Source organism: Candidatus Pseudothioglobus sp. Uisw_086, from assembly GCF_048085745.1.
Taxonomy (GTDB): Bacteria; Pseudomonadota; Gammaproteobacteria; order PS1; family Pseudothioglobaceae; genus Pseudothioglobus.
The window spans coordinates 871,602-898,600 of the sequence record NZ_CP159803.1 but is presented as its reverse complement, the minus strand read 5'-3'; the positions used below and the strand labels follow the sequence as shown (position 1 = coordinate 898,600).

24 protein-coding genes are annotated in these 26,999 nt (G+C 36.6%); 12 read left to right on the top strand and 12 right to left on the bottom strand.

From position 1 onward, the window contains the following. The first annotated feature begins 362 nt into the window (after nucleotides 1-362). Together ABXT49_RS04465 and ABXT49_RS04460 are read left to right on the top strand one after the other, a co-directional pair. A complete protein-coding gene (locus tag ABXT49_RS04465; protein ID WP_416650654.1) occupies nucleotides 363-1,031 on the top strand; it encodes a response regulator in 669 nt (222 codons plus the stop codon). Beyond that, a complete protein-coding gene (locus ABXT49_RS04460) occupies nucleotides 1,028-2,488 on the top strand; it encodes an ATP-binding protein (protein ID WP_416650652.1) in 1,461 nt (486 codons plus the stop codon). The genes ABXT49_RS04465 and ABXT49_RS04460 overlap by 4 nt, the downstream gene beginning before the upstream one ends. A 1-nt stretch (nucleotide 2,489) precedes the next feature. On the opposite strand, the gene ABXT49_RS04455 is transcribed toward ABXT49_RS04460, so the two are convergent. Further along, complete coding sequence (locus ABXT49_RS04455) at nucleotides 2,490-3,863, bottom strand: DEAD/DEAH box helicase (protein ID WP_416650650.1); 1,374 nt, start codon at nucleotides 3,861-3,863, stop codon at nucleotides 2,490-2,492. 218 nt (nucleotides 3,864-4,081) lie between these two features. Between ABXT49_RS04455 and ABXT49_RS04450 the strand changes: the two genes are divergently transcribed. Genes ABXT49_RS04450 through ABXT49_RS04440 form a run of 3 tightly spaced genes read left to right on the top strand, consistent with a single transcriptional unit; the run spans nucleotide 4,082 to nucleotide 7,400 of the window. Next, nucleotides 4,082-4,843 carry an electron transfer flavoprotein subunit beta/FixA family protein gene (locus ABXT49_RS04450; RefSeq protein ID WP_416650648.1) on the top strand — a complete coding sequence of 254 codons (762 nt, stop codon included), beginning with the start codon at nucleotides 4,082-4,084 and terminating at the stop codon, nucleotides 4,841-4,843. Then, nucleotides 4,843-5,769 carry an electron transfer flavoprotein subunit alpha/FixB family protein gene (locus ABXT49_RS04445; RefSeq protein ID WP_416650646.1) on the top strand — a complete coding sequence of 309 codons (927 nt, stop codon included), beginning with the start codon at nucleotides 4,843-4,845 and terminating at the stop codon, nucleotides 5,767-5,769. The genes ABXT49_RS04450 and ABXT49_RS04445 overlap by 1 nt, the downstream gene beginning before the upstream one ends. An 11-nt stretch (nucleotides 5,770-5,780) precedes the next feature. Next, entirely contained in the window at nucleotides 5,781-7,400 is a 1,620-nt protein-coding gene (locus tag ABXT49_RS04440) for an electron transfer flavoprotein-ubiquinone oxidoreductase (protein ID WP_416650644.1), read from the top strand. 2 nt (nucleotides 7,401-7,402) lie between these two features. Here ABXT49_RS04440 and pta read toward each other — a convergent pair whose 3' ends face one another. The 5 genes from pta to ABXT49_RS04415 form a co-directional block, all read right to left on the bottom strand. Beyond that, nucleotides 7,403-8,365: a phosphate acetyltransferase gene (pta, locus tag ABXT49_RS04435; RefSeq protein WP_416650642.1), complete on the bottom strand. Its 963-nt coding sequence runs from the start codon at nucleotides 8,363-8,365 to the stop codon at nucleotides 7,403-7,405. Nucleotides 8,366-8,451: 86 nt separating this feature from the next. Continuing rightward, nucleotides 8,452-11,361 (bottom strand): acylating sulfoacetaldehyde dehydrogenase, encoded by a 2,910-nt coding sequence (gene sauS, locus ABXT49_RS04430; RefSeq protein WP_416650640.1) that lies wholly within the window; start codon nucleotides 11,359-11,361, stop codon nucleotides 8,452-8,454. Nucleotides 11,362-11,441: 80 nt separating this feature from the next. Then, nucleotides 11,442-12,401: a Bug family tripartite tricarboxylate transporter substrate binding protein gene (locus ABXT49_RS04425; RefSeq protein ID WP_416650638.1), complete on the bottom strand. Its 960-nt coding sequence runs from the start codon at nucleotides 12,399-12,401 to the stop codon at nucleotides 11,442-11,444. 16 nt (nucleotides 12,402-12,417) lie between these two features. After that, nucleotides 12,418-12,849, bottom strand: coding sequence for a tripartite tricarboxylate transporter TctB family protein (locus ABXT49_RS04420; RefSeq protein ID WP_416650636.1), 432 nt, complete (start codon nucleotides 12,847-12,849; stop codon nucleotides 12,418-12,420). Then, the gene (locus ABXT49_RS04415) at nucleotides 12,846-14,339 is read right to left on the bottom strand and encodes a tripartite tricarboxylate transporter permease (protein ID WP_416650634.1); all 1,494 of its coding nucleotides are present in this window, start codon (nucleotides 14,337-14,339) and stop codon (nucleotides 12,846-12,848) included. The genes ABXT49_RS04420 and ABXT49_RS04415 overlap by 4 nt, the downstream gene beginning before the upstream one ends. Before the next feature lie 197 nt (nucleotides 14,340-14,536). Between ABXT49_RS04415 and ABXT49_RS04410 the strand changes: the two genes are divergently transcribed. Genes ABXT49_RS04410 through ABXT49_RS04395 form a run of 4 tightly spaced genes read left to right on the top strand, consistent with a single transcriptional unit; the run spans nucleotide 14,537 to nucleotide 17,784 of the window. Further along, nucleotides 14,537-15,259 carry a GntR family transcriptional regulator gene (locus tag ABXT49_RS04410; RefSeq protein ID WP_416650632.1) on the top strand — a complete coding sequence of 241 codons (723 nt, stop codon included), beginning with the start codon at nucleotides 14,537-14,539 and terminating at the stop codon, nucleotides 15,257-15,259. 60 nt (nucleotides 15,260-15,319) lie between these two features. Beyond that, nucleotides 15,320-16,045 carry a class II aldolase and adducin N-terminal domain-containing protein gene (locus ABXT49_RS04405; RefSeq protein WP_416653512.1) on the top strand — a complete coding sequence of 242 codons (726 nt, stop codon included), beginning with the start codon at nucleotides 15,320-15,322 and terminating at the stop codon, nucleotides 16,043-16,045. Nucleotides 16,046-16,082: 37 nt separating this feature from the next. After that, nucleotides 16,083-17,330, top strand: coding sequence for an aminotransferase class V-fold PLP-dependent enzyme (locus ABXT49_RS04400; protein ID WP_416653511.1), 1,248 nt, complete (start codon nucleotides 16,083-16,085; stop codon nucleotides 17,328-17,330). Between the two features lie 34 nt (nucleotides 17,331-17,364). Beyond that, the gene (locus ABXT49_RS04395) at nucleotides 17,365-17,784 is read left to right on the top strand and encodes a DUF2306 domain-containing protein (protein ID WP_416653510.1); all 420 of its coding nucleotides are present in this window, start codon (nucleotides 17,365-17,367) and stop codon (nucleotides 17,782-17,784) included. A 23-nt stretch (nucleotides 17,785-17,807) separates the two neighbouring features. Here the strand turns inward: ABXT49_RS04395 and ABXT49_RS04390 are convergent, their stop codons facing one another. Further along, complete coding sequence (locus tag ABXT49_RS04390) at nucleotides 17,808-18,641, bottom strand: phytanoyl-CoA dioxygenase family protein (RefSeq protein ID WP_416653509.1); 834 nt, start codon at nucleotides 18,639-18,641, stop codon at nucleotides 17,808-17,810. Nucleotides 18,642-18,725: 84 nt separating this feature from the next. Then, nucleotides 18,726-18,917, bottom strand: a complete 192-nt coding sequence (locus ABXT49_RS04385) for a hypothetical protein (protein WP_416653508.1) — start codon at nucleotides 18,915-18,917, stop codon at nucleotides 18,726-18,728. A 114-nt stretch (nucleotides 18,918-19,031) separates the two neighbouring features. Here ABXT49_RS04385 and ABXT49_RS04380 point away from each other — a divergent pair, with 114 nt between their 5' ends. Continuing rightward, on the top strand, nucleotides 19,032-19,409 hold the full coding sequence (locus ABXT49_RS04380) for a hypothetical protein (protein WP_416653506.1): 378 nt from the start codon (nucleotides 19,032-19,034) through the stop codon (nucleotides 19,407-19,409). On the opposite strand, the gene ABXT49_RS04375 is transcribed toward ABXT49_RS04380, so the two are convergent. Genes ABXT49_RS04375 through ABXT49_RS04365 form a run of 3 tightly spaced genes read right to left on the bottom strand, consistent with a single transcriptional unit; the run spans nucleotide 19,410 to nucleotide 24,311 of the window. Continuing rightward, complete coding sequence (locus ABXT49_RS04375) at nucleotides 19,410-20,330, bottom strand: pseudouridine-5'-phosphate glycosidase (RefSeq protein WP_416653505.1); 921 nt, start codon at nucleotides 20,328-20,330, stop codon at nucleotides 19,410-19,412. Beyond that, a complete protein-coding gene (locus ABXT49_RS04370) occupies nucleotides 20,317-21,264 on the bottom strand; it encodes a carbohydrate kinase family protein (protein WP_416653503.1) in 948 nt (315 codons plus the stop codon). Before ABXT49_RS04370 ends, ABXT49_RS04375 begins: the two co-directional genes overlap by 14 nt. Beyond that, nucleotides 21,261-24,311, bottom strand: coding sequence for an efflux RND transporter permease subunit (locus tag ABXT49_RS04365; protein ID WP_416653502.1), 3,051 nt, complete (start codon nucleotides 24,309-24,311; stop codon nucleotides 21,261-21,263). The genes ABXT49_RS04370 and ABXT49_RS04365 overlap by 4 nt, the downstream gene beginning before the upstream one ends. A gap of 179 nt (nucleotides 24,312-24,490) precedes the next feature. On the opposite strand from ABXT49_RS04365, the gene ABXT49_RS04360 reads away from it, so the two are divergent. After that, a complete protein-coding gene (locus ABXT49_RS04360; protein WP_416653501.1) occupies nucleotides 24,491-25,981 on the top strand; it encodes a cryptochrome/photolyase family protein in 1,491 nt (496 codons plus the stop codon). Further along, the gene (locus tag ABXT49_RS04355) at nucleotides 25,978-26,097 is read left to right on the top strand and encodes a DUF2256 domain-containing protein (protein WP_416653500.1); all 120 of its coding nucleotides are present in this window, start codon (nucleotides 25,978-25,980) and stop codon (nucleotides 26,095-26,097) included. The genes ABXT49_RS04360 and ABXT49_RS04355 overlap by 4 nt, the downstream gene beginning before the upstream one ends. Nucleotides 26,098-26,177: 80 nt before the next feature. On the opposite strand, the gene ABXT49_RS04350 is transcribed toward ABXT49_RS04355, so the two are convergent. After that, the gene (locus ABXT49_RS04350; protein ID WP_416653499.1) at nucleotides 26,178-26,906 is read right to left on the bottom strand and encodes a bacteriorhodopsin-like; all 729 of its coding nucleotides are present in this window, start codon (nucleotides 26,904-26,906) and stop codon (nucleotides 26,178-26,180) included. Nucleotides 26,907-26,999 lie beyond the last annotated feature (93 nt).

Here is a 26,999-nt window from a genome sequence, read left to right as displayed (position 1 = left end):
AGACCTGCCAACTAAAGCTGATACCTCTTATGCCAAACGGAGAGAGAATGACAAAAGTTTTGAGGTTCTTTAAAAAACTTAAAATACGTAAATATTGCCTTTAGCTATTAGAGACTTGCATAATGCTTATGTATAATCCATTTACAAATGAAGAGATTATTAGCATTATGTTTAGTTGCAATTTAAAGGGGTTGTAATTGCAACGGCTCTAATAAACTAAAAACAATATGCATATAATAATCATTGCGTCAAACTTTCAAATGTTTAATAAATGGAGTTTTGATGAAGACTTTATGAAGTTTCTTTCAATTTTTTTGTTTTAAACTACAATAACTTTTTTTTATTAGAAATTATTATCACAAATGCAAACCATCTTAATAGTTGAGGACGATAAAACAATTGCCGAGAGTATTGCTTTTATCCTCGAGCAAGACTCTTTTAATTGCAAGTGGTTTGACAATGGTCAAGACGCGCTTGAGTATATAAATAGTAATGAAGTTGACCTAATTCTTCTTGATGTTGGTTTGCCTGATATGAGTGGATTTGATGTCCTTAGAAAGGTCCGTGAAAAATACAGCTTACCGGTTATTATTATTTCAGCAAGGGATGACGAGTCAGATCAAGTACTTGGCCTTGAAGGTCTTGGAGCTAATGCTTACGTAACTAAACCATTAAGCCCAAGACTCGTTGTTGCTCATGTTCGTGCTCAGCTAAGAACTGGAAAATCAAACACTACTACTGGCACTTCAAAGTTTGGTATTAATCACGCTATGCAAAGAGTGGTTTTTAATGATATTGAGCTAACGCTTACTCCTGCAGAATTTAAAATTTTATCTCATCTTGTTAAAAACCCAAACAGAGTTCACTCCAGAGAGTTTTTAATGAGTATTATTTGGGATAGACCCCATGGCTCTGACATTAAAACAATTAATACTCATATTAAGTCTATTCGCAAGAGGCTTCATGAGGTTGACGAAAACAGCGATTTTATTGAAACCCATAGAGGAATTGGATATAGCCTAATTGAATGAGACACTTTAAGCTAAACATTGGCACCAAACTCTTTCTTCTCTACTTCATTATAAGTTCAACTTTACTTTGGGTATTTGCTCACAGAACTGCGCTTGAATCAGCAAAATCAGTCATGGTTGAGGTTTCAAGCCTAATGAGCAGAGTAGCCTCTCAAAACAACAAAGATGGTGAAATTGATTTAGAAACCTTTGAAAGTTTGATTGTTAGCTATTTACGCTCTCAAAGAAACACAATAGATACCAACAGTAATCAAAAACTTGAAAACCTTGCAATTTATGTTACCGATAAGAATGGTCTCCTTGTATTAGACTCAAGAGGTCTTATACTCGGCAGGGACATGAGAGCTCATAATGAAGTTGATTCAGCCCTAAGTGGCGGTCAAGACATCACCAGAGTTGTTATTGAGAATGTTCCTGGGCCCAAAAAAGCTAGAGGTGTTGTCGTTGAATACCTTTACAAGTCAAGGTTTCTTAACGCTTCAAATCCAATTTATGGAAACAACGGTGAAATACTAGGTGCAGTAGTTGTTGTAGCACCTTTAATGGATTTATTAGATCAAAACTATCTCTTACAATTTATCTTTTATATTTTTCTAATTTCATTAATTTTTGGTGCGTTAGGCAGTTACAGGATTTCCAGAAATATTAGGCGCATAGAAAAATATACCACCAGTCTTTTTAGTGGTGATGATGTGGCTGCTCCTGATCTTAATAATCAATTCAATAAACTTGCAAAAACTATTGAAAATGCACGAGCCGAAGTTGAGCTTAAGGACGATGTTGAGCAGTATATTGATACCCTGGCGCATGAATTAAGAACGCCTATAACAGGAATTCAACTTACTGCTGAAAACTTACTCACGCCAATGAGTGACGAGCAAAGAAAAAGGTTTATTGAAAACATATTGGATTCAAATAAGCATATGGATCTTCTGGTTAACAGATTGCTAGATCTATCAAGAATTGAAAGACGGGAAACGCTTAAGGCTATTGAGCCACTGAACATTTTGCAGATTGTTAATAACGTTTTAAAGGCGCCTAGCCGCTCAAAAAATATCTCAGATAAAGGTTTAAATATTGTTCTTGAGATCGATAATAAATCTTTAATTAAGGCTGAAAAAATATTACTAGAGCAAGCAATTGGAAATATTGTAAATAATGCTTTAGACTTTAGTCCAAAATCAGGAACAATTACTATTAAAGCCTCTGAAACTAATGCTGCCATTTCAATTATCGTTCTTGATGATGGTCCAGGAATACCTCCCCACGTTCTCAGCAAGTTATTTACCCGGTTTTTCTCTGTCTCTAGGCCAGATACAGGGGTTCGAGGAAACGGCTTAGGACTTCGATTTGTTCGAAAGATAATGCAGCTTCATGGAGGCGAGGTAACCCTTCAGAACCGCTTTATTCAGCAAGGAGCAGAAGCAAAACTGAGGTTTCCTACTAATATTAAGTAGCCTAGCTTATAGGTTTGGGCTTTCTGCTTGGTTTTTTGTTCCAAAATACGCGTTTTTTTGCCTTATTTGGTTTTTTTTGTTCATCTCTTTGGCCATCACTATTTTTAGCAGCACTGCCCTGAGAATCATTTTTGTTTCTAATTCTATTACGATTTCTATTTCTTCCTTGGGGTTTTTGATTGTTTAGTTTCTTTGGTTTTTTGGACCTTACTGGAAGCAGTTCGCGCGACTTTGGAAGATCATGTTTTGGCACAAAATCATCAATTAACTCACGTTCTAGTTCTTTTTGGATGAGGCGCTCAATATCAAATAATTGTTTGGCTTCGTCTGCACTGACCAAAGAAATTGCTTCGCCGCCTCTTCCCGCCCTTCCAGTTCGGCCAATTCTATGAACATAGTCCTCTGGTACACTCGGTAAGTCAAAATTAATCACGTGCGGGAGTTGGTCAATATCAATTCCGCGCGCTGCAATATCAGTAGCCACAAGGACTCTAACTTTTCCAGCCTTAAAGTCAGCTAATGCACGAGTTCTAGCGCCCTGACTTTTGTTTCCATGAATTGCAGTTGCACTGATGTTTTTCTTCTCTAGGTTAGTAGCAATTCTATTAGCGCCATGCTTGGTTCTACTAAATACGAGAACTTGTTGCCACTCTCCCTTGTTAATTAAATGGGTTAAAAGTGCGGTTTTGCTTGACTTATCTACTGGACAAATCCAGTGCTTTATTGCCTCAACTGTAGAGTTTCTGGGCGTAACTGAAATCTCAGCTGGTTCATGGACAAGACCCTTTGCAAGCCTACGAATGTCTTCAGAAAAAGTTGCTGAAAACATTAATGTTTGACGTTTTTTTGGTAATAATTTAATAATTCTTTTAATATCATGAATAAACCCCATGTCAAGCATACGATCAGCTTCATCCAAAACCAATATCTCTAATTCATTAAAATTGACAGCATTTTGAGAATGAAGGTCGAGTAGTCTTCCAGGAGTAGCAACTAATATGTCAACCCCTTTACGAAGCTTTTGCATTTGAGGGCCAATACCAACGCCTCCAAAAACTACTGTTGAGCTCAACGACAAGTTCTGGCCATAAGTTTTAACACTTTCAAGGATTTGTGCAGCAAGCTCTCGGGTTGGCGTTAATATAAGAGTGCGAGTGTGATTTGATGATGGTCTTTTACCATCTGAAAGGATTTGTAATATTGGCAGCGTAAAACCTGCAGTCTTTCCTGTACCAGTTTGAGCAGCAGCCATTAAGTCTTTCCCCTCTAAAACAATAGGGATAGATTTTTCCTGAATTGGCGTAGCTTCAGAGTAGCCTTGCGCTTCAATAGCATCAAGAAGTTGTGGTAATAGTCCTAGCGTTGAAAAACTCATCTGGTGGCATCAAAAAAAAATATGAGTGTATTTTACGGGCTTAGTTGAGCCATAACTTGTAATCTCAAATATGAATGGAAATGGTGAGCAAAAAAGAAGAGTATGTTTTACATTGAACCTTATGCTATTTAGTTATAATAAAATTGTATTTTCTTGCTCTAGACAAAGGTAATTTATATGGTATTATTCGCGAGTTTTGTAACGAAATTTAATCAACTATGAAAATAATTATTCCTATCAAGCGAGTCCTTGATCCCTATACGCAAGCCCGAGTTAACAAGCAAACTGAACAAGTTGATCTTACCAATGCAAAGATGGCTATGAATCCTTTTTGTGAGATTGCAGTTGAAGAGGCCTTAACTCTAAAAGAAAGTGGCGCTGCAACCGAAACTATTGCGGTTAGTATTGGTACTGATAAAACTGTAGATACTCTTAGAACAGCTCTTGCAATGGGAGTTGATCGTGCAATCTTTATTAAAACTGAATCTGAACTTGATTTACAGCCGTTACATGTTGGTAAAATTTTGGCTAATATTATTAAGCGCGAAGAAGCAGAACTTATCATAATGGGTAAGCAAGCAGTTGATAATGATAATAACCAAACAGGTCAAATCCTATCAGGCCTTTTGGACTATTCTTTGGGTACTTTTATATCGCAATTCGATCTTAGCTCTGATGCCAGTAGTGTTGAAGTTAGTCGTGAAATTGATTCAGGAATTGAAACTAGAAAGCTTAATCTCCCAGCAATTGTAACGGTAGACTTAAGGCTTAATGAGCCTAGATATGCTTCACTCCCCAATATTATGAAGGCCAGATCCAAGCCCCTTGAGACAATCGAGCTAGATAGCCTTGGAATTGATACATCCCCGCGCATTAAAGTTATCAGTGTCGTGGAGTCAGGAACTAAAGATAGAGCCTCCAAGCAGATCAGTTCTGCTGAAGAGTTATTTTCAGAATTAAATCAAATGGGAGTTCTGTAATGTCAGCACTTATATTAATTGAACTTAACGGATCAGAAGTAAATGCATGTAGCAGAGCGGCTATTACTGCAGCCTCACAACTTTCAGATAGCATTGACGCACTGGTTCTAACGAACGACGCGTCAAACTCAGCATCTGTATCTAAGTTAGCTGGAATCAACTCAGTCAAAATGATTGTTGATGATGCGCTTGAGAATGCCAATGTAGAGGTAGCGAGCAAGCTAATTGCAGACGCAATGAGCGGTTATAAATACCTCGTTTCAGGCTCTTCAACTTACAGTAAAAATATTTTACCGCGCGTTGGAGCTCTTCTAGATGTTCAGCCAATATCAGACGTGTGTGAAATTAAGTCAAACAATACATTTGTAAGGCCCTTATACGCGGGAAACATTATGGCAACAGTAGAGTCTTCAGATGATACAATTATCATGACAGTTAGAGCAACTGCGTTTGAACATTCAGGCGACGGAGGTTCAGCTGAAGTTGAAGTATTGTCATCAACAATACCAAAGTCAAACTCAACCTTTATTTCACTCCAAGAATCTCAATCTGAGCGCCCTGAGTTAACAACAGCAGCAAGAATTGTCTCTGGTGGTCGCGGACTTGGATCCAAAGAGAATTTTGCTCTGATTGAGCAATTAGCAGACAAACTTGATGCAGCAGTTGGCGCTTCAAGAGCTGCCGTGGATGCAGGCTTTATCTCTAACGATTATCAAGTTGGTCAAACTGGAAAAGTAGTAGCGCCAAAGCTATACTTAGCAGTAGGAATATCTGGCGCAATTCAACATCTTGCAGGCATGAAGGACTCACAGGTCATCGTTGTTATTAATAATGATCCTGATGCACCTATGTCTAGAATGGCAGATTTGGTATGGCAGACAGATCTATTTGGCGCTTTAAAAGAATTAAACGAATATCAAGTCTAGGAAGCTAGTTAATGGAAAGAGAGTCAATTGAATATGATGTAGTTGTTGTTGGTGGGGGTCCATCTGGACTAGCATCTGCTTGCAAACTCAAACAACTCAATCCCAATCTGTCGGTATGCCTACTTGAGAAAGGCGCCGAAATTGGCTCACACATACTTTCTGGAGCAGTATTCGAGCCTAAAACCCTCTTTGATTTATTTCCAGAAGACGCTAAGGACTGCCCAACACTTAAGACCCCTGTAGCCAAAGACGATCTATACTGGCTTACTAACAATAACAAAAGTATTAAAATACCTTCTTGGTTAATGCCAAAGAGCCTTCACAACAAAGGAAATTACATAATATCACTTGGTGAGTTATGTCAATGGATCTCTGAGAAAGCAATGGAGCTTGGTGTTGATATCTTTCCAGGCTTTCCTGCCCAAAAATACCTTACTGATGAAAGTGGAAGAGTTATTGGTATTACAACGGGCGATATGGGAATTGACAAAGAGGGAAATCAAAAAGGTACTTATACTCCTGGAATGGACATACTTGCTAAGCAGACAATTTTTGCAGAAGGCGCAAGAGGCCACCTAGGTAAGAAATTGATAAAAGAGTTTAATCTTGACGAGGGAAAAACTCCTCAACACTTTGCTATAGGCTTCAAAGAAGTGTGGGAAGTTGATAATGATAAGCATAGTCCCGGTGATGTTGTACATAGCATGGGATGGCCTCTTAAAGGTGGAACGTCCGGTGGTGGATTCCTCTATCACTTTGACAACAACAGAATCGCTGTTGGCTTAATTGTTGATCTCAATTATAGTAATCCAAGTCATAGCCCTTTTCAAGAATTCCAGCAATTTAAACAGCATCCATCCATTAAGCAATATCTTGAATCTGGCAAGCGAGTTTCTTATGGTGCAAGAGCAATCACTAAAGGCGGTATTAACTCTCTAGTAAAAATGGAGTTTGATGGAGGCATGATTGTTGGTTGTGATGCTGGAACTTTGAACCCTAGTAAGATTAAAGGTAGTCACTGTGCACTCCAATCTGGAATATTAGCCGCTGAGTATATTAATAAAGTGCTTTCAGAAGAAAACTGTGATTTTGATGACTTATTTAAAAGCAGCGCCCTTTACAAAGAGCTCTATGAGTCTAGGAACTTTAGTGCCGCTATGCACAAATTTGGTTTTTATCTTGGCGCAGCTTATAACTTTATTGAATCAAATATTTTTCGAAATAAACTTCCGTTCACTATTAAAGATGAAAATAGTGATTGCGACTCATTAAGCCTTAGCAAGTCTTCGCCTATAAAAGAATACCCCGCTCCAGATAACGTTTTGAGTTTTGATATTACCTCTTCTTTATTCTTGTCTGGAACGAATCATGAGGAAGACCAGCCTGTTCATTTAAAGCTTTCAGACGCGTCAATCCCCTTAGCTCACAATAAAAAACTTTATGATGAACCAGCTCAGAGGTATTGCCCTGCGGGAGTCTATGAAATAATTGAAAAAGATGGTGAAGATTATTTCCAAATTAATGCGCAAAACTGCCTTCACTGCAAGACCTGTGACATTAAAGACCCTTCACAAAATATTAACTGGGTACCTCCTGAAGGCGGTGGTGGGCCAAATTATATTGGGATGTAAGTCTAACTACATTGATTTGCAGTAATTACCACAGTATTAACAATCTCATCCACGCTACAACCCCTAGATAAGTCATTAACTGGTTTTGCCAGCCCCTGTAGAATTGGGCCAATTGCTTTGGCTCCTGAAAATCTCTGAACCAGCTTATAGCCAATGTTTGCAGCATCAAGGTTTGGAAAAATTAAGACGTTTGCAGGTGGTGTAAATGAAGCGTCAGGATATTTAATTTTTAAGACCTCGTTATCTAGAGCAGCGTCAAGTTGAATGTTGCCTATTATTTGAGCATCTACAAGCCTAGACTTTAGAATATCAGTTGCCTCTCTTACTTTATCAACTTCTGAATGATTTGCACTTTGATTTGTTGAAAATGAAAGCATAGCCAACTTAGGATCTTCCTCTAAAAACAATTTTGCCGTTTCATAGGCGCTTTGGGCTATTTCCACAAGCTCTTCAGAGTTGGGATTAATATTCATTGCGCAATCTGAAAAAATCATATTTTCACCATACATTTTATGATTCTGATCAAACGCCATTAGAAATAAACTCGATACTAGTTTACTGCCTTTAGAAACGCCAATAATTCGAAGTGCATTACTAAGAACCTCTTGGCTTGGAGTTATAGCACCCGTGACAACACCATCCACATCGCCTCTATGAAGGGCAATCATTGCAAATATAGTTGGGTTTGATATCATTTCAAGAGCAATCTCTAAAGTAACACCCTTGTGCTTTCTTATCTCAAACAAGGTTTGGGCATACTTGGCCTTCAAATCTTCGTTTTCACGGTTAATTGTTTCTATACCAAGAGAATGGTCTGAATTTATGTCAAAAAGCACAATTTGAGCAATTTTTTGACTCGAAAGAATTTGAGCCGCCTCTAAGACTCGAGAGTCACTAGATTCGGGTAATAAGATTCGTGGAAATTTAGCTTTAGCTTTGCTGGATAAATCTTCTAATAGCACCATTATATTGCCTTAATTAAGTTCATCATAGTTTACCCGAAAATGCCTTAATTCAATTAAGGCTTAAACTCTAAAAACTTAATACTCAATTAGGTATGACTATAGTGACTTGCGATTTTAAGACGTTGAATTTTTCCAGATGGACCTTTAGGTAATGGCTTATCAACAAAAATTATTTGACTAGGCGTCTTATATTCTCCAAGATCTGCTGTACAAAGTGCAAGTAATTCTTCTTCATTAACAAATAAATTATCTTTCAAAAAAACACAAGCTGAAATTTCTTCACCATAGTTTTCATCTTTAATACCAAATGTGCATGCCTCCAACACGGCATTATGTTTATAAAGCGTGTCATCAATCTCTCTAGGTGATATGTTTTCTCCACCTTTAATAATTAACTCTTTCTTTCTGCCAGTTATAAAAAAGAAACCATCCTCATCTTCAACACCAAGGTCGCCAGTCAAAAAATAACCATCTTTATTAAAAGCCTCTGCTGTCGCCTCTTCGTTTTTAAAATACTCTAAAAGAACGTTATCACCTTTAATAACTAGTTCACCAATGTTTCCAAAAGCTAGGTAATTTCCAGAGTCATCTATAATTTTAACTTCATTGCCATAAGGCCTTCCTGCAGAGCCATGCTTATATTGATCCATGGGATTTGAAAGGATTTGAGCTGACGTTTCAGTGAGGCCCATTGTTTCAATAATTTTAACATTAAATACTTTTTCAAATTTTTTATGGACTTCAGGAGAAAGAGGTGCTGATGCAGACCTACCAAAGCGTAGGTTTTTAAGATTCAATGAACTTATATCAAAATTATCATTAAGCAAATAATTAATAATCGTAGGAACAACACTAAACCAAGTGCATTTATATTTGTCAATAATATTCCAAAAATTAGTAACACTAAACTTGCTAACAATAACAACGCAGCTATTACTTACTAGGGCGCTTGCAATGGAAACCATTTCAGCGTTAATATGGTAAAGAGGCAGCACGCAAAAAGATACATCATCTTTATTAATTTCATGCGCTAAAGCGGTGTTTTTACCTCCAGCTAAAACATTTTTGTGGGAAAGAAGAACCCCTTTTGGCACGCCAGTTGTACCTGATGTATAAATCAATACTGCCGGCGTATCTGACAATAAAGTCTTAGGAGTTGAATTAACAATTTTATGGTTATCAATTTCTAAGTCATTTGCTTTTTCATGACAAGTTACTTGGACATTTGAGGCTTCAAGAATATCACTGAACTTGTCAATATAGATCTTAGAGGCGAGTATTAGCTTGCACTCTGAGTGTTCTATTGTGTACTTAATTTGTTTAGCTCCTGCCAACACATTTAATGGCACAATTGTTATGCCGTGATACATTGCCGCAATAAAAAGAAGTGATGATGCATAGCCATTATCAAGCATAAACCCAACTTTATCACGCGTATGAATATTGTTTTTCTGAAAAAAGATACCTAGCTTCAAAATATCTTTTTTAAGCTGACCATATGAAATATGAAGGTCTAAATCTGCATCAATCAAATAGTTTTTATTTGGCGTAGTTTCTGCAAATTGATTAACCAGCTCTGTAATAGTAGAAGGCGTTAATGAATATTTTTTCCAGTAACTAGAAAAGATATCATCTTCAGAGGGCTCATCAGTTTTAATGGTCTTAACTATTTTGGTTATATTTAGGTAGTGCTTATAATTTAAGTTTTCATCTGTAATATTATTACCCCATGTTCCGCAGCCCATCGATAATGAAAATGGAAGTCCGTTATCAAAGTTACCACCAGTTGCAAAACAATGCGCTTGATTTACTATAACTCTACAAACAGGTAACTCATTTCCAAGTCTAAAAATATTATCTTTATTTTCACTATGTATACTGCAAGAATGTCCTTTGCCTTGATTGTCAAGAATGGTGGTTGCAATTTCAACGGCATGATCAAAATTTTTAACTCTATAAACTGCCAAAACGGGTGAGAGTTTTTCCATTGAAAATGGGTAATCATTGCCAACATTTTCCTCTTCAACCATAAGGAACTTCGAATTCATATGTTTATCATTAAGTCCAGCTAAAGAAGCAATTTCATTAGATTTTTTTGCAATTATATTTCGGTTTATGACGCCTTCTTTACTCCACATGTTTTTTGCAAGGACGGCTTTTTCCTTTGAATTTAACAATGATCCACCCTCTTTTTCAAGAGATTTAATTAGTGCATCATAAATACTATCTAGAACAATAATACTGTTCTCTGAAGAGCAACTTGTTGCATTATCAAAAGTCTTTGAAGTCATAATTTTGTGAGATGCATCATCTAAATTAGCACTATCGTCTACTATGGCAGGAACGTTACCAACTCCAACACCTAGCGTTGGGGTGCCACTTTGCAATGCTCTTTGTATATTATTTTGTGATCCAGTCGCCACAATTAAATCAACAAGTTTTGATAATTCGTTCGTATCATCTTTGCTGATTGGTACAGACAATGATTGAACGATATTTTTAGGTGCTCCAATACGCTGAATGGCTTTTTGCATTAGTTCAACTACTCTACTGCAAACCAATGCACCTTTTGGTGATGGCGCCAATATGACTGCATTTCTACATTTAAGTGCATTAATTACTTTATTTAAAGGGGTTGCAATAGGGTTTGTTGAGGGCACAATTGCGCCAATCACACCAACTGGCCTTGCAATCTCAGTTAGGCCTTTTTTAATATCTTGATTAATAACTCCAACAGTTTTGACACCTTTTAGATCTCTGAGGAGCCCAATAGTTTTTCTTCGATTTTTTCTCATCTTGTCTTCAACATTTCCAAGACCAGTATGTTTTACTGCCATCTCAGAAAGTTTTTGATTATTTTCAGGCTGAATTACTTCCCAGGCAACTGCCAGAATTAATTCATCAATCTGCTCTTGAGAATAATCATTAATAATTGATTGTGCTTTTCTTGCATCAATGACAATACTTGCTATTGATGATTTTTGTTTAATAGTCATTACTTATTTATATGAATTATAAGAATTTACTGGAGAGCTTTAATAGTTCTCCAGTAAAAAATATTTCAGCAAATTTTACTTTACTTGAGACCCGCTAGGAGCTCAGTAAGATAAGCTTGTCTTTCATTCCACATGGCAATGACTTCATCTCTAGACATCACTCTTGATGGCGAGTTAGTAGACTTCATTTTTCCTTGTGTTTTCCCTTCATTAAACATTGCAGGAACTTTGCTCGCAAGGTAATCTACAACATCTTGAGGTGTTCCAGAAGGAACCATTAACCCTCGGAAGTTAACACTTGAATCGTCAACGTCAACACCGCTTTCCATAAGCGTAGGAACATCTGGCAAGTAGTCATGTCTCGTTAGGTCAGCAACAGCTAATATCTTTAGATCAGCTGCACTTCTTGCAGAGTCAGATAGATTATTAAAGCCAGCAACTGTCTCTCCAGCTTTAACCATTCTTAGGGCATCTACTCCACCCGAAGCAGGAATATAAGTTAGATTTGCACCAGATGCTTTTGCGAACTGCAAGAAGGCGATATGGTGTCCAACAAATTTTCCAGCGCCACTAATTGTAACAGCGCCTGGATTTGCTTCAGCATGTGCAAGCAACTCTCCTACCGTGTTAAATGGACTATCTTTACCAACAATCAAAACTGCAGGATCTGCACCCCAATTTCCAATTGGCTCAAGGTTATTGATATTGTACTTAGTATCAAATACAATTGACTGCGCTATAAAGTGTGGAACATTGTAAGCACCAAGCATATAGCCGTCTTGTGAAGCCTCACTTGCAAACCAATTCCAACCTGTTCTTCCTCCAGCACCTGGCTTATTTAGGATATAGATTGGCTGGCCAATAAGGTCCGCCTTTCCTGAGGCTAATGTTGCAATTCTAGCTTGAAAATCTGTCGCTCCACCAGGTCCATAAGCTACCATTACGCCAATTGGCTTTTCAGGATAATCAGCCTGAGCTGGCAATAACATCATCGATGCTACAGCTAACAAGGCCACTTTAGTTATATTAATAATTTTCATTTTTTCTCCTTTTTTATTAAAACAAACCTTCTGGTGTATGAACTTTTAAAAGAAGTGTAAACAATCCATATAGTGCAAAAGTAAACATAAATGCGACACCCAATTTTATGAGTAACACACGCCAAAAGTCTTTTGATTCCATAGGCTTGGTGTAGTACATTACAAGCGTAAAGAATACGATCATTGAAGCTAAGTAGAAGCCCAGTATTTTTAGTAGTAAGATAAATGCTGAGGCAATTGCTATGCCTGGCATTAAATCTTTAAAATTAGTTGGTTTGTCAGCCTCACCCTTCTCAAACCAAAGCATTATCGATAAAATAGCAATAGTTGCAGAAATGAGCCTCGGAAATAAATAGTTCTCTGAATCACCTAAAATAAATGATGAATAAACTAGAAAGGCACTAACTAGTGTAACAATAGCAGTTGATAGTTTGATTTGACTATTCATGCTTTAATTTTTTGAGATTTTCGACTGGAATATACTCCGTACACAATCGAAGCAATACATAGCGATATTAGAACAATATTAATTGTTCCTGATGTAAAGTGCTGAAAAGAGCTTCCCTTGGCATTTCCTATAAGGTTACCGAGTAGAAATTTTTCCTCTGTCATTGTTCCCAGTATTAAACCTAATACAACTGGAACTGGACTGAATCCAGCTTTACTTCCAAAATACATCAGGGTTCCTAATATAAACATAATCAAAACATCAGAATAGTTATTTTGGATACTGTAAGTTCCAAATACAGCAAGTAATAAAATTCCAACTGCCATATAGTTGTCAGGCACTTTCATAATCCATTTACTATGTCTACTAAGAAATAAACCAATAATCAACATTAGAATTTGTGCGATTATTAGTGAATCAATAAAAGTCCATATAACTTCAGGATTTTTAGTAAATATATCGTGGCCTGGGAATATTCCATGAATTAATAATCCACCAAGAAGAACTGCAGCAGTAGGACTACCTGGAATACTTAAAGTAAGAAGTGGAATTAGAGAGGGGCCAACCATAGAATTGTTAGCACTTTCAGCAGCAATAATTGCTTCAGGCTCACCTTTTCCATAGTTCTCCCTATTTGCGCTTACTTTTTTAGATTGGTCATAAGCAACAATACCTGCAATCTGACCTCCTGCGCCTGGAATAATTCCAATTACCGAGCCAATAATAGATCCAATCGATAAAGCTTTAAGTTTGCTAAAAACAAGTTTAAAAGATTGGGTTAATGTTGAATCACCTGTCGCTGAAAAAACTTGGTTCTTTTTAGCGTAAAAATTCTCTAAAAGATTCCAGACTTGAGGCATTGCAAATAAACCGATTAACCCAACAACAATATGAACTCCACTTTCAAGATGATCTGTAAAAACAAATCTTTCAACTGCATTTGTTGGGTGCTCTCCAATTGTTGCAAGCATTAATCCAAATAGTCCTGATAACAAGCCTTTAATGACTGATTTTGAGTCCAGAGTTGCAATAATTGTGATACCTAGAATTGCCACCCAAAACATTTCTGTAGACATAAACTTTAATGACAATGCAGCAAGTGGTGGAGTAAAAAATATGAGAATAAATACTCCAAAAATACCACCAACAAATGAGCTAATAAAACAGTAATGTAGGGCATTCTTAGCTTTACCATTCTGCGCCATTTTATGACCATCCAATGCAGTTGCAATGTTTGCAGGGGCTCCAGGAACGTTGACTAGTATTGCGCTAATTGCACCTCCAGCAACAGTTGCTGTGTACATAGCGCCAAGTAATATAAGCCCACTTTCGGGCTTCATATGAAATGTAAATGGGATAAGAAGTGCCACAGACATTGTTGGACTTAGCCCTGGAAGTGCCCCAAGGATAATACCGGCAAAAGTGCCTCCTACCAGAAGAGCAATATGATAAACAGTGAAGACATTATCAAAGTAGTTTAAAAATTCCATTGCATAGCCAATTTAATAAAAACATATATTTATTCATATATATGTCTAATGAAACTCATATATATGTGTAAAACATCGTACACGGCACATATATAAAAGTCAACAAAAAATATTTAATGCTAAAAAGTACAAAACTAAATGAGTATACTGATTGCTCTATTGTCATCACAATTTAACAAAAAGTTAGTCTTATTAAAATGAATAAAAAGCTATACCAAACTGTTATAGATTATATAAATAGTCAAATAAACAGTGGTGATCTGACCATTGGTGATTTAATTCCATCTGAGTCACAACTTTCAAAATTACTTAACGTAAGCATTGGTACTGTCAGAAAAGCTATTGATAAACTTGAACACAATAAAGTTCTTTACCGTCATCATGGCAAGGGAACTTATATATCTGACTATGGATTTGATAACAGTATTTTTAACTTCTTTAGTTATGGAAACCAGACTGGATCATCAATTCGAATTTACAAAACTACCCCTATTAGAAAAAAAGTTAAAGCGACCTCTGAGATCTCATTTCAATTAGGTATAAATCAGGGTGATGATGTTATTTATTTAGAAAGAAGGGGATATATTGATAAAAAAAATCCTATAATTATTGAAAAATCTTGGTGGGTTGCTGACGTTGTAGAAGGGCTTCAAAAGCCTTCACTTCACATACCTGACCTTCTTTATGCCGTTATTTTTAAAGAGTTTGATACTCAAATTAACTCCTCTCAAGAAGTTTTGACTGCAGGCATTGCAGATGATGAAACTGCAAAAATTCTTCATATTAATAAAGGTGACCCAGTTGTAATATTAAATCGTCACTCCTATGCAAAAGATAAAGGGCTAGTTGAGTTCCGAATTACAACAGGAAGAGCGGATATGTTCAGCTACACTACTACAATTGGAACACCTCAGACTTAATTTAATTAGCTACCTAGTTTTTTTTGCCATTTAATCAGCTTCCAGTTAAACTTATCAACTATGTCAAATGACTTCAAAAAAGAACGTTCGGATCTTGCAGCAGCTTTTCGCTGGGCTGCAAGACTAAATATGCATGAAGCCGTTGCAAATCATTTTAGTTTAGCAGTTTCAGAAGATGGCTCAAAATTTCTTCTAAACCCTATTGGAATGCACTTCTCACAGATTCGCGCAAGCGATCTTATTCTTGTTGATTCAAATGATCAATCTACAATGTCTAAGCCTAATGCTCCTGACCCAACTGCTTGGGCAATTCATGGCGCTTTGCATAGAAATAATCCTCAAGCAAGGTGTATTCTTCATGTCCATCCTAAGTATGCAACAATTTTATCCTGCTTAGAGGATAAGACTATGAAGCCGATTGATCAAAATACTATGCGCTTTTATGAAAAAGTATCGATAGATTATGAATATAGCGGCATGGGTCTTGGTGAAGAAGCAGAGAGATTAAGCACTATATTAGGGGATAACTCGGTAATGTTAATGGGTAACCATGGCATTCTAACTGCTGCAAAAACAGTTGCCAAAGCATTTGATGACCTTTTTTATTTTGAGAGGTCCTGTGAAACGCTCATTGGGGCTTACAAAACAGGCAAAGCATTGCACCAAGTATCACACGAGATTGCCACAAAAACTGCCGCGCAATGGCAAAAATATGACGCATCAGATATGCATTTTGATGCTTTAAAAAGAATTTTAGATAAGGAAGAAGCAGACTATAAAAATTAGATTTGCCTAGTAGTATTTTTTTTGATAAGGAGCTCCAATGCCAAGTAACAATATCTCATTAGACGTCGATTACGTCAAAGCGCAATTCCCAGCTTTTAGTGACCCAAAAAGTTCGAAGTGGTCGTTCTTTGAAAATGCTGGAGGTAGTTATGTTCCGACTAACGTTATAGAGCACTTAAACCATTTTATGACATCTACCAAAGTACAGCCCTATGCTGAATTTGATACGTCTGCCATTGCTGGTGATAATATGGACCAGGCTACAAAGCTTTTTGCTGAGATGATTAATGCAAAAACTGATGAAATAATTATAGGCGGTTCAACGACAATGAATATGTATGTCCTTTCTAACGCAATGAGAAGCCTCCTTAAGCCAGGTGATGAGGTCATCGTTACAAACCAAGACCATGAGGCAAACGTTGGCGCATGGCGAAGACTAGCAGAGCATGGAATGATTATTAAAGAATGGCAAATCAATCCAGAAACAGCTGAACTTAACATTGATGATTTAAAAGCTCTCTTATCAGAGAAAACTAGAATAGTAGCTGTTACCCATTGCTCTAACATTGTTGGCTCGATAAATAATCTTAAGTCGATTGCAAAATTGGTTCATGAGTATGATGCTTATATTGTTGGTGATGGCGTATCTTATGCGCCTCATGGTTTTCCAGATGTAAAGGACTTAGATGTTGATTTTTACGCATTTAGTCTCTACAAGACGTTTGGCCCACACCTTGGCCTTCTTTATGGAAAAAAAGACATTCTAAATAAGCTACCTAATCAAAATCACGAATTTCTTGAAGGAGATGTTCCATACACACTTAATCCAGGTGGGCCAAACCATGAAGAATTGTCTTGTTTAATAGGCGTTTATGAGTACTTCAACAACTTATATGAACATCACTTCCCTGACCAAGATGCTTCAACTAGAGGAAAAATTGAAGCTGTTAATGAACTGATTGCTAAGCATGAAATGGAAATAGCAAACCCGTTGCTGGATTATATTAACACTCGAGATGACATCAATCTTATAGGAAAAACCAAAATAAGTAACAAAGACAGAGCACCTACAATTGCCTTCACTATGAATAATAAATCCTCCAAAGAATTAAGTAGCGATCTGGTTAAGCAAGGCATAGCTACTCGAAATGATAACTTTTATGCATGGCGCTGTTTAAAGGCACTTGGAATTGATACGGATGATGGCGTTGTTAGGACGAGTATGGTTCACTACAACACCCATGAGGATGTTAGCAACCTGATCAACGCTTTAAAAACCATTTAAAGAAAGCTATTAGCCTCTTTTTGGTGGTTTAATAATGATTGAGTACCCTTTAAATTATTACACACTTGTGTATGCGCATCTAGCAACAATTCTGCCTGCATTTGCAATTGGAACCTATATGATGATTAGGCGAAAAGGCTCTACTCAGCATAAATTTCTTGGAAAAATCTACTTACTATTGATGCTTACAACCGCATCTATTGCCCTATTTATACCGGCATTTGCTGGTCCAAGATTGCTTTTAAATCATTTTGGGCTTATACATTTATTATGTGTATTGACGATCTATACCTGCCCAGCAGCCTATAGTGCAATAAAAAAAGGTAAAACAAAAAAACATCGTTATTTAATGATTTATCTTTATGTTGGTGGATTAATAATTGCAGGATTTTTTACGCTAATGCCTGGGCGCTTTCTAGGAGAGTTGTTATTTAACAGTAAGCTTTTAAGCTAATGTTAATCCTAAGTGATGCATAATTATATTTCTTCATGTAAAGTTGGAAACATTTTGCCATCCAAATCATCACCATTTTGATACCCATTTGCCTCCATCATTGCTCTTTCTTCTTGGGCCCAATCACCTCGATATTCAATCATAGAGCCCTCTTTAGCCATTCTTAAGGTGTATCGATGAATATCTTTTTTTGGCGTTACTTGATTTAAGCTTCCATGGAGCGTTCGCATATCAAAAAAGATGCAATCTCCCAGTTCAAGGTCCCACTGAAGAAATTCATAATCATCTTTATTATTAAGAATATCTGGCGTAATATCATAAGTTTTGCCATTGACAATTCCAGCCTTTCCATCTACAAGATGTCCTTCATTGAATCGCGTTCTAATGAACAGCTTATCCCAAAGATGGGAGCCTTTAATCCAAGTAATCCCCTCTTCCTTTGATACAGGTTCTAGTGGAAGCCAAAGAACACACATTGAGCCCTCAAAATCAAAGTAGGAGATGTCGTGATGAAATGGAGCGCCAGACTTTGATCCCGCTTCTCTAAAAAACCAGTTGTCCATTACTAAGTTTATTTTTTTAGCTTCCAAGAGCTCGGATGCTATTTTTGCAGTTGGTGAGTTAAAAACGAAGTCTTTAAAGTCCTTATAAAGATCCCAGGTCCAGAAATCTTCAAAGTAACCAGGTGCATTTATATCTTTGGTGTGCCTTTCAAACCTTGGGCTAGGGTTTTTGATATCTTCATCAATACCTCTTCTTAGCTTGTCTATCCATTGTTTATCAAATTTACCTTTTATTAAGACTGCACCATCACGCTTAAATTGTTTAATTTCTTCTGGAGCAAGTAAACTTTTCATAGAGATGAATGTTCTAAATTATTAATAAGTAAAACCCCTAGTATTAATAATACTAGAGGTTATTGGAATAGCTTTAAAATGCTTTTAAATCGTGCAGCTCATATCATTACCACAGCACATTGGTGATTTTATTTTTCCATGGCCATTTGGACACTCAGAGATTTGAACTTCACCGCCATCATCAAGCTTAAGTACGCCATCTACAAGTGGCTCATCACATTTAGCGCAGGTTGCATTAACGCCCATTCCACAATTACTACATTCATAAGTTGCCATAATTTTCTCCGATTTAATTAATTAATATAGTAACAGAATTACATCAAATTATTCTTAATTTATCAAGCAGAAATTTTATTATTTTTATCTAAAAGGTATATTATTGTAAGCTCTATGAAAAAACTACTAACAACCTTGCTCTTATCTCTTTTATTTATATGCTCTGCATATGCTGGAGGGGATGATAGAGACCAGGTGCTTCCCTTAAACTCTCTGAATGAAGATTATGATGAAACCCCAAATTTCCTTCAGGAAGATGAGTTAGTTGAGGCGCAGATTGATGAAAATAAAGAAGAAGTTATTGAAGCAAAACCCAGCAAGAAAGAGCCCGTGCTAAGCATTCAAACTTATGACAAGAGTGAAACAATGAATAAAACCGTTGCTTCTATTAAAAAATACTTCATGTCAGACCAAGGAATCCTTGTGCTATTGATACTTTGTTTTGTATCAATAATTCTATTGTTTAATTTTTTCGTAAGAGAAAAAGAGTAACTAATCCTTCTTAGAAAAATGCACTGCAATTTTTGCCGCTAAGTCTGCATTATTTTTAATCAACTTGATGTTGGCATCTAGGCTCTTACCTTTTGTAATTTCATTAACTTTTGATAATAAATAAGGTGTTATTTTTTTGCCTGTAATTTTTTCATTATTAGCCTCAACTATAGCTTGATTAATTGCCTCATTCATAATACTTGATTCAAGCTCAGATGCAATAGGTATAGGGTTTGCTACTAAAACTCCTCCATCAATAGAAAGATTCCATTTAGTCTTTAATATATTTGCAATATCAGCTGCTGCATCAATCCTGTAGTCGACATTAAACCCAGATCTTGTTGAGTAAAAAGCTGGTAACTCGGAAGTTTTATAGCCGATAACTGGAACGCCCTTAGTTTCAAGATACTCAAGAGTTAGCCCTATATCCAGTATAGACTTTACTCCAGCACAAACAACGCACACATTTGTTCTTGAGAGCTCATCAAGATCTGCAGAGATATCAAGTGTTGTCTCAGCACCTCTATGAACACCTCCTATTCCGCCTGTTGCAAATACCGCTATATTTGCAAGTTTTGCAATAATCATTGTTGACGCAACGGTTGTTGAACCAGATAATTGCTGTGAAACAGCAATAGCAAGATCTCTCCTGGAGATCTTTTTAATCTCGTCATTCGTTGCTAAAAATTCAATTTCTTTTTCAGTAAGACCTATTTTTAAGCGCCCTTTAATAATTGCAATCGTTGCTGGAACAGCATTATTTGATTGAACAGTCTCTTCAACCATCAACGCAGTCTCTATATTTTTAGGATAAGGCATTCCGTGAGAGATAATAGTAGACTCGAGCGCAACAATTGGCAGATTATTTTTTAGTGCATTTTCAACGTCTGGGTGAAAATCTAAATAATCATTCAGCTTCATTACTCTGTTCCTTTAATAATAGTGCTACATTTTCTACTGATAACTGATCACTGATAGTATTTTTACTTTTTAATGCAATCATCGCAGCAGCTGATGCATATTTTACTGTTTCTTTAATGCCATTTAAATTTAAAAAACCATATACCATCCCAGCAACAAAAGCATCTCCCGCACCATTTGCACTAACTACATCTATCTTTTTTTGATTAAACATCCCATAATCTTTTCCGTCATAATAAAACACACCCTCATCACCCAGAGTAATAAAGATTTGTTTGCAACCCTTTTTAAACATGTTCTTTGCAGCACTATGCATAGAGCTTTGATCTGTAATTTTAATGCCAGTAATTAGCTCAGACTCTAATCTGTTTGGCTTAACGGTATGAAATTTACCAATAAGGTGCTTTATCTTTGATGCCTTTGCAATCGATACTGTATCTAAAAATAAGGGAATATGGCTAAATTCTTCAGTTACGTACTCAATGACATCGACTGGGATGTTTGTATCAATTACAATCAAAGAGCTTTGATTTAAGGCATCTTTGTGGCTTCTAATGTCATCAATTGACATCTCATTAATAATTCTCATGTCTGAGATTGACACCAGCATGTCGTTATTATCATCCAGCACCGACAGGTATTGACTGGTTGGCAATGTGGGATGCCTATTTATGTATGAAGTGTCGACATTCGCTTTTTGAGTGGACTCAATTAAAAAATTTCCAAGAGCATCAGATCCGACATATGAAAATATTTTTGTTGGTATGTTGAGCCTAGACATGTTCTCAGCAATATTCCTTCCAACACCTCCTGAAGACATTGATATTTCACCTGGGTTTGAATCCTTTAATAAAAGCGGGTTATCACTAGACCCCTGAAGATCAATATTGGCCCCACCAATTACAAAGACATAGTGCTTTTGTTTGGGTGTCATGTTTTCAATAGACTATTTTTTATTTTTTTAATCCAGTTAATTAAGTCTAAGTTTAAAGAATAAAGGCAAGGAAGAAGTATCAAAGTAACAAAAGTACCAAATAGTAAGCCGTACCCTAGCGCCATAACCATTGGCTGCAAGAATGCGTCTTTACCTCCAAAACCATAGATAAGCGGCAACACACCTGCGAGTGTTGTAAGGGTAGTTAATATTACTGCCCTTAGTCGGTCTTTAGCACCCATCGCAATCCACTGGATTGAAGAACTATCTTTGTCTTGACTTTGCTTAATAAAATTAAGGTGGCTGATCATTACTAAAGAATCATTTACCACAACTCCCACTAGTGCTAAGACCCCTAATAAAACAAAAAAACTAAATGGCTCAGAGTGAAAGAAGAAAGCCCAAACTACACCAATCAAAGCAAAAGGAATACTAAGAATAACTAACAACGGCTGAGAGTATGAATTAAAAAGAAGCGCTATTAACATGAATATACCAAAGACAGCAAACCCTAGTGCCAAAGTAAAATCACTTAAAGCCTCTTTTGCTTCAAATGAGCTCCCCCCTTCTATTGCACGAACTTCAGGAAAATTATTAATCAAATCAAGCTCCTCAAGTGCTCTTTTTGAGACAGATTGAGCGGTGGTTACTGAGTCTTCAACTGCCGCACTTACCTTAACAACTCGTTCACCATTCAAGTGCTTGTAGTTTGGATCACCTGGAGTCTCAACCACACTTGCAAATTGAGACATTGGGATCATCCTTCCCTGATTATTCCTGATAGAGGTTTCTGTAATATAGTCATCAGAATAATTGCTATCACCAAGATACATTTTGACGCTTAGCTTGGTGTTATTAAAATCAACATCAGAAACGTCCATCCCAGAGTATATGGTTCTTAAGTGACTATATACCTGCTGGTATTGAATTCCTAACCCTGCCATTGATTCATAATCCAACAAGACTTCAATTCGATTTTTACTCAAATCGTCATCACGATCAATGTCGCTGACTCCGTCGTAGCTACTAAGTATTTTTTCAAGTTGGTCAACAGCAGCCTGACGCTGAACATCATTACTTCCAATTAGACTTAACTCAATATCTAACGCTCCACCCGGGCCACCTCTATTTGTTCTAAAGTTAATCCTTGAAACCCCTTCAATATCCTTGGTTTCTTCTTTAAGGATCTCAATAATTTCTTTAGCAGAGATTGCGCGATCATTCGCTGGCGTCAAGGTAATAGCAATCGATGCTCGATTAGAGGCTCTTGAACCAATTGTGCTCGTAAAAAAGTCTAGGTTTGAACCCACCTTATCCATAATAATATTATCAATTTTAATGATGGACTGCTCAGTTGTTTCAACGGGAGTTCCAAGTGGCGTTTGAATGCGCATATTTATTGAGTTTGTGCCGCTCGATGGCCACTGAATATAAGTAATTTCCTTCATGCCAACATAAGCACTGAATGCAAGAAGCGCAATAAAAAGACTTAAAACTATAAAGCGCCACCTAAGGATTGCAACTAGTACTTTTTCAAACCATCTTTCGACAGGCTTAAACCATGTTTTTTGTTTGCTGACCTTACTGCCAGACATGTGCGCAGGCAGAGCGATACTCACTTCAAGAAATGAGAATGTTAAAGCGCAGATAACAGTAATAGGTAATATGTATATAAATTTACCGGTCGTTCCACTCATTATTAGAACGGTTGATATTGCAAGGATTGTAGTTAATATAGTCGTCACAACAGGCATGATTACCCTTTTAAAGCCATCAACAATATTTTGATAGACATCACCCCCCTTTTCTTTATAGTGGTGGATACTTTCAGCTATGATAATGCTGTCATCAACAACTAAGCCTAAGACTAAAACCATTCCAATTAATGAGATTAAGTTAATTGTTTCGCCTACAAAGCCAAGAAAAGCAACCGTCCCTAAAAGAGTCACAGGAATACTTATAGCAACCCAGAATGCAGTCTTAAAAGATAAAAATAAGCCTAAAACAACCATAATTAAGGCTAGCCCTACTAAGGCATTGTTAGTTACAATATTTAATCGGTTAGATACTGGCTTTGATCTGTCATCGGTAACAATTAAATTGATATTTGAAGGGTATGATTCTTTAAGTACATCCAAAGTCTCTCTTACTTTTTCAATGGTTCTAATAACGTCTGCTTTTTCTGTTTTTGTAACCTTGAGGACGAAGCCCTTAGTGCCATTAATTCGAGTAATTGTATTAAAACCAATTTCACCTTCATCAATTGAGGCAATGTCCTTTAATAGAATTGTTGGCCCATCATAGCTGGACTTTACAACAACGTCCTCTAGAGACTCTTTGTCTTGATATTCAGAGATAATAACGATATTCTTTTGATTTCTTCCTTGGTTATTATCACCAATAGCAGATCGTATATTTTGATCAGCGATGGCGCTCCTTACCTGATCAAAAGAGAGTTGGTATTGTAAAAGCTTTTCTGGATTAACTCTTATTTGCACCTCTCTTTCAGAGTCTCCACCAATATTAATGTTCGCAATACCGTCAATTAAAGAAAGATTTTTCTCAATATTATTGGCAATGGCTTTAGCAGTCTCGACATTGATGTCATCTCCACCGATTACTATTGTAAGGATTGGCCACTCAGTACTTGTCCTGTCAACTACTAATGGGTCATTAGCGTCTTCTGGCAAGTCTTCAATTTCATTGACCGCCTCAGAAATACTAGCCTTTACCTCTTGAATGTCATCAACATCTTCATCAATTTCAATATTTATACGAGATGTCCCTTCAGATGAAGTAGATGTCAGCTCTTTGATACCATAAATTCCCTTTATTTTGCTCTCAATTACGTTAGTAATATTCTTCTCAACATCTCTTGGAGAGGCGCTTGGGTAAGAAGTATTTATTGAGAGCCGATCAAATTCAATAACCGGGTAAGTATCACGCTGAATTTTTTGGAGCGTCATAAAACCTAATACGACAATTGACAACGTAAATAATAATGCGAGTTTTTTTTGACGTACAAGGAAATTTAAAAACGAATCCATAATTTTCTCTTACTTTAGCTTCAACCAAAATATTATATAGATGGTACGTAAAGAAATAGTGAAGACTTGGTGAACTTATAATCCATTTTTTTTATACATTTTTTAGTGAATAAAATCAATAATTTATAACTTGATGCTTTAAAATTTGATAGCTATTAATTAACTAAAATTAAGCATAAATGAAAAGCATATTTGTAATTCTAGGAAACCAACTCTTTGAGCCCAAATTACTTCAAGAGCTGGGCTGTAATGAGGTCTTTATGGCAGAAGACTTTGATCTTTGTAGCTATGAAAAACATCACAAACTCAAGCTTTACTTGTTTCTATGTGCAATGCGTGAGTACAAAGAAGAGCTAGAATCTTTGTGCATCTCTGTTGGATACTTTGCCTTAAATGATCGAATTGAAAATCAATCTTATCTAGAGTGCCTTGTTGATTACGTTTTGGATAATGAAATAGAACAGGCAAATGTATTTGAAATTGAAGACAAGACCTTTGAAACTGAATTACTTGAAGGCTTAACAAAGAGTAATGTTAAGTTTAAAGTTCACCAGTCGCCAATGTTTATGTTTTCTAGGGAAGAGCTTTATTCACTAATGAAGGATAAAAAAGCCCTTAGAATGGGGAATTTCTATCAGCACGCAAGGAAAAAATTCAACATTTTGATGGATGAAGACAACAAGCCTTTGGGCGGTAAATGGTCATTTGATGCAGAAAATCGAAAAAAAATTCCTGCTAATACTTTGATTCCTGGCCTGCCAAATACTAAGCAATCGTTACACCATGATGAAGTTTGTAGCCTCATTACGCAGCATTTTAATGACCACCCTGGAAGCCTTGATAATCCATGGTTTCCTGTTAATCGACGTGATGCTGAGAGTCAATTTGAAGATTTTTTAAAGAAGAGAATGGCTAATTTTGGTATTTATGAAGACGCAATGCTAGAAGGCAAAAACTTTTTGTTTCATAGCTGCATCAGCGCCCCAATGAATATAGGGCTTTTGTCTCCTCAAAAAGTTATTCAAACCCTACTAGATAGCGCCGATACTTATCACATTCCCATGAATTCATTGGAAGGTTTTGTAAGGCAAGTCTTAGGTTGGCGTGAGTTTATCAGAGGCGTATATCAAACAAAAGGTGACTACCAATTAAATAAAAACTATTGGGGCCATACTGGCAAGTTAACTTCAAGCTGGTACGAAGGTTCAACTGGAATAGCCCCTTTAGATGATTCTATCATTACTGCAATACAAGATGGATACAACCATCATATCCCTAGACTTATGGTCATAAGCAACCTGATGAATCTTTGCGAAATAGATCCCAAAGAAATATACAGGTGGTTTATGGAGATGTATATTGACTCTTCTGAGTGGGTTATGGTTCCAAATGTGTTCGGAATGGCAACCTATTCTGATGGCGGCCTAATGTCAACCAAGCCATACACTTGTGGTTCAAATTACCTGCTTAAAATGAGTAACTATAAAAAAGGTGAATGGTGCAACGCAGTTGACGGGCTTTATTGGAGGTTCATTCAAAAAAATAGAAAGTTCTATGAATCCAATCCTAGATTATCCCTTCAACCAAAACTATTAGACAGAATGTCACAAGAAAGGAAAGAGCTTATCTTTGGTGAGGCAGAAAAATTTATTAAGGCCCATACTCGATGAAATTAGAGAAGATTTGTAAAACTTGCAATAAGCCCTTCACCTGGAGAAAAAAATGGCGTAAAGACTGGGAGAGCGTCCTCTACTGCAGTGAAAGGTGTCGAAGGAATAAGTTGTAGTAAATTCGATCTATTAACAAAAAGCTAAAAAAAAAGCCCTCAATGAAGAGGGCTTTTTATGAACTTATTTAAAGTTATGTTTACTTCTTCTTGCTGACAGCTTCACTAGATTTCACTGCAACATTCCAAATAATTAAACCAAATAAGATTTTGTTAACAAAATCTGCAAGGTTATAAACAATGTTTAAAGTTCCAGCATCTACACTTCCCATCATATATCCGAAGACATATCCAAGAGGGTAAATAGCCCAGCCTACTAAAACAATAATTCTAAGAGCATTAAATGCAGACTTTACGCTTGCATTTGCCTCAGCTGCTTTACTAGCTTCACCACCGAAGATTTCCCAGATGATGATTGCCCAACCTATCATACCGATGACAAATCCCATAGAAGCAGACATTAAATGCGCCTCACCTGCGAATCCACCAATAAGCATGACTAGAGTTCCTACTAACAATCTCCAAAAAGAGTTTGTTGATACTGAAGCGCCTACTGCTTTCAGAATAATGAAGAATTCAATCATCAATAATGGTACTGTAATTAACCAGTCGATATATCTATATACGATTGGAGAATCAGGAGCTCCTGCGATAACCGAAGCTACCCAGTAATCTCTCATGTAATAATAGTGGACAGCGGCAACCAACGTTACCAAACCTGCAACTGTCATTGACAGTCTCCACTCTTTATTTACTGCCATACCTTCATAAAAGAAAAATACTGTAGCAGCAACCATCGCCACAGACACTATCCAGAATGAAACGCCAACAAAATCGCCAGCTTGTAAAAATAAACTTGTGTCGCTCATAAGAACTCCCTAAATAAATTAAATTAACAATAACTAACTATTAGTTATTAGTGAAAAAATATACCTTGAAAGATTATTAATTACCCTCGAATT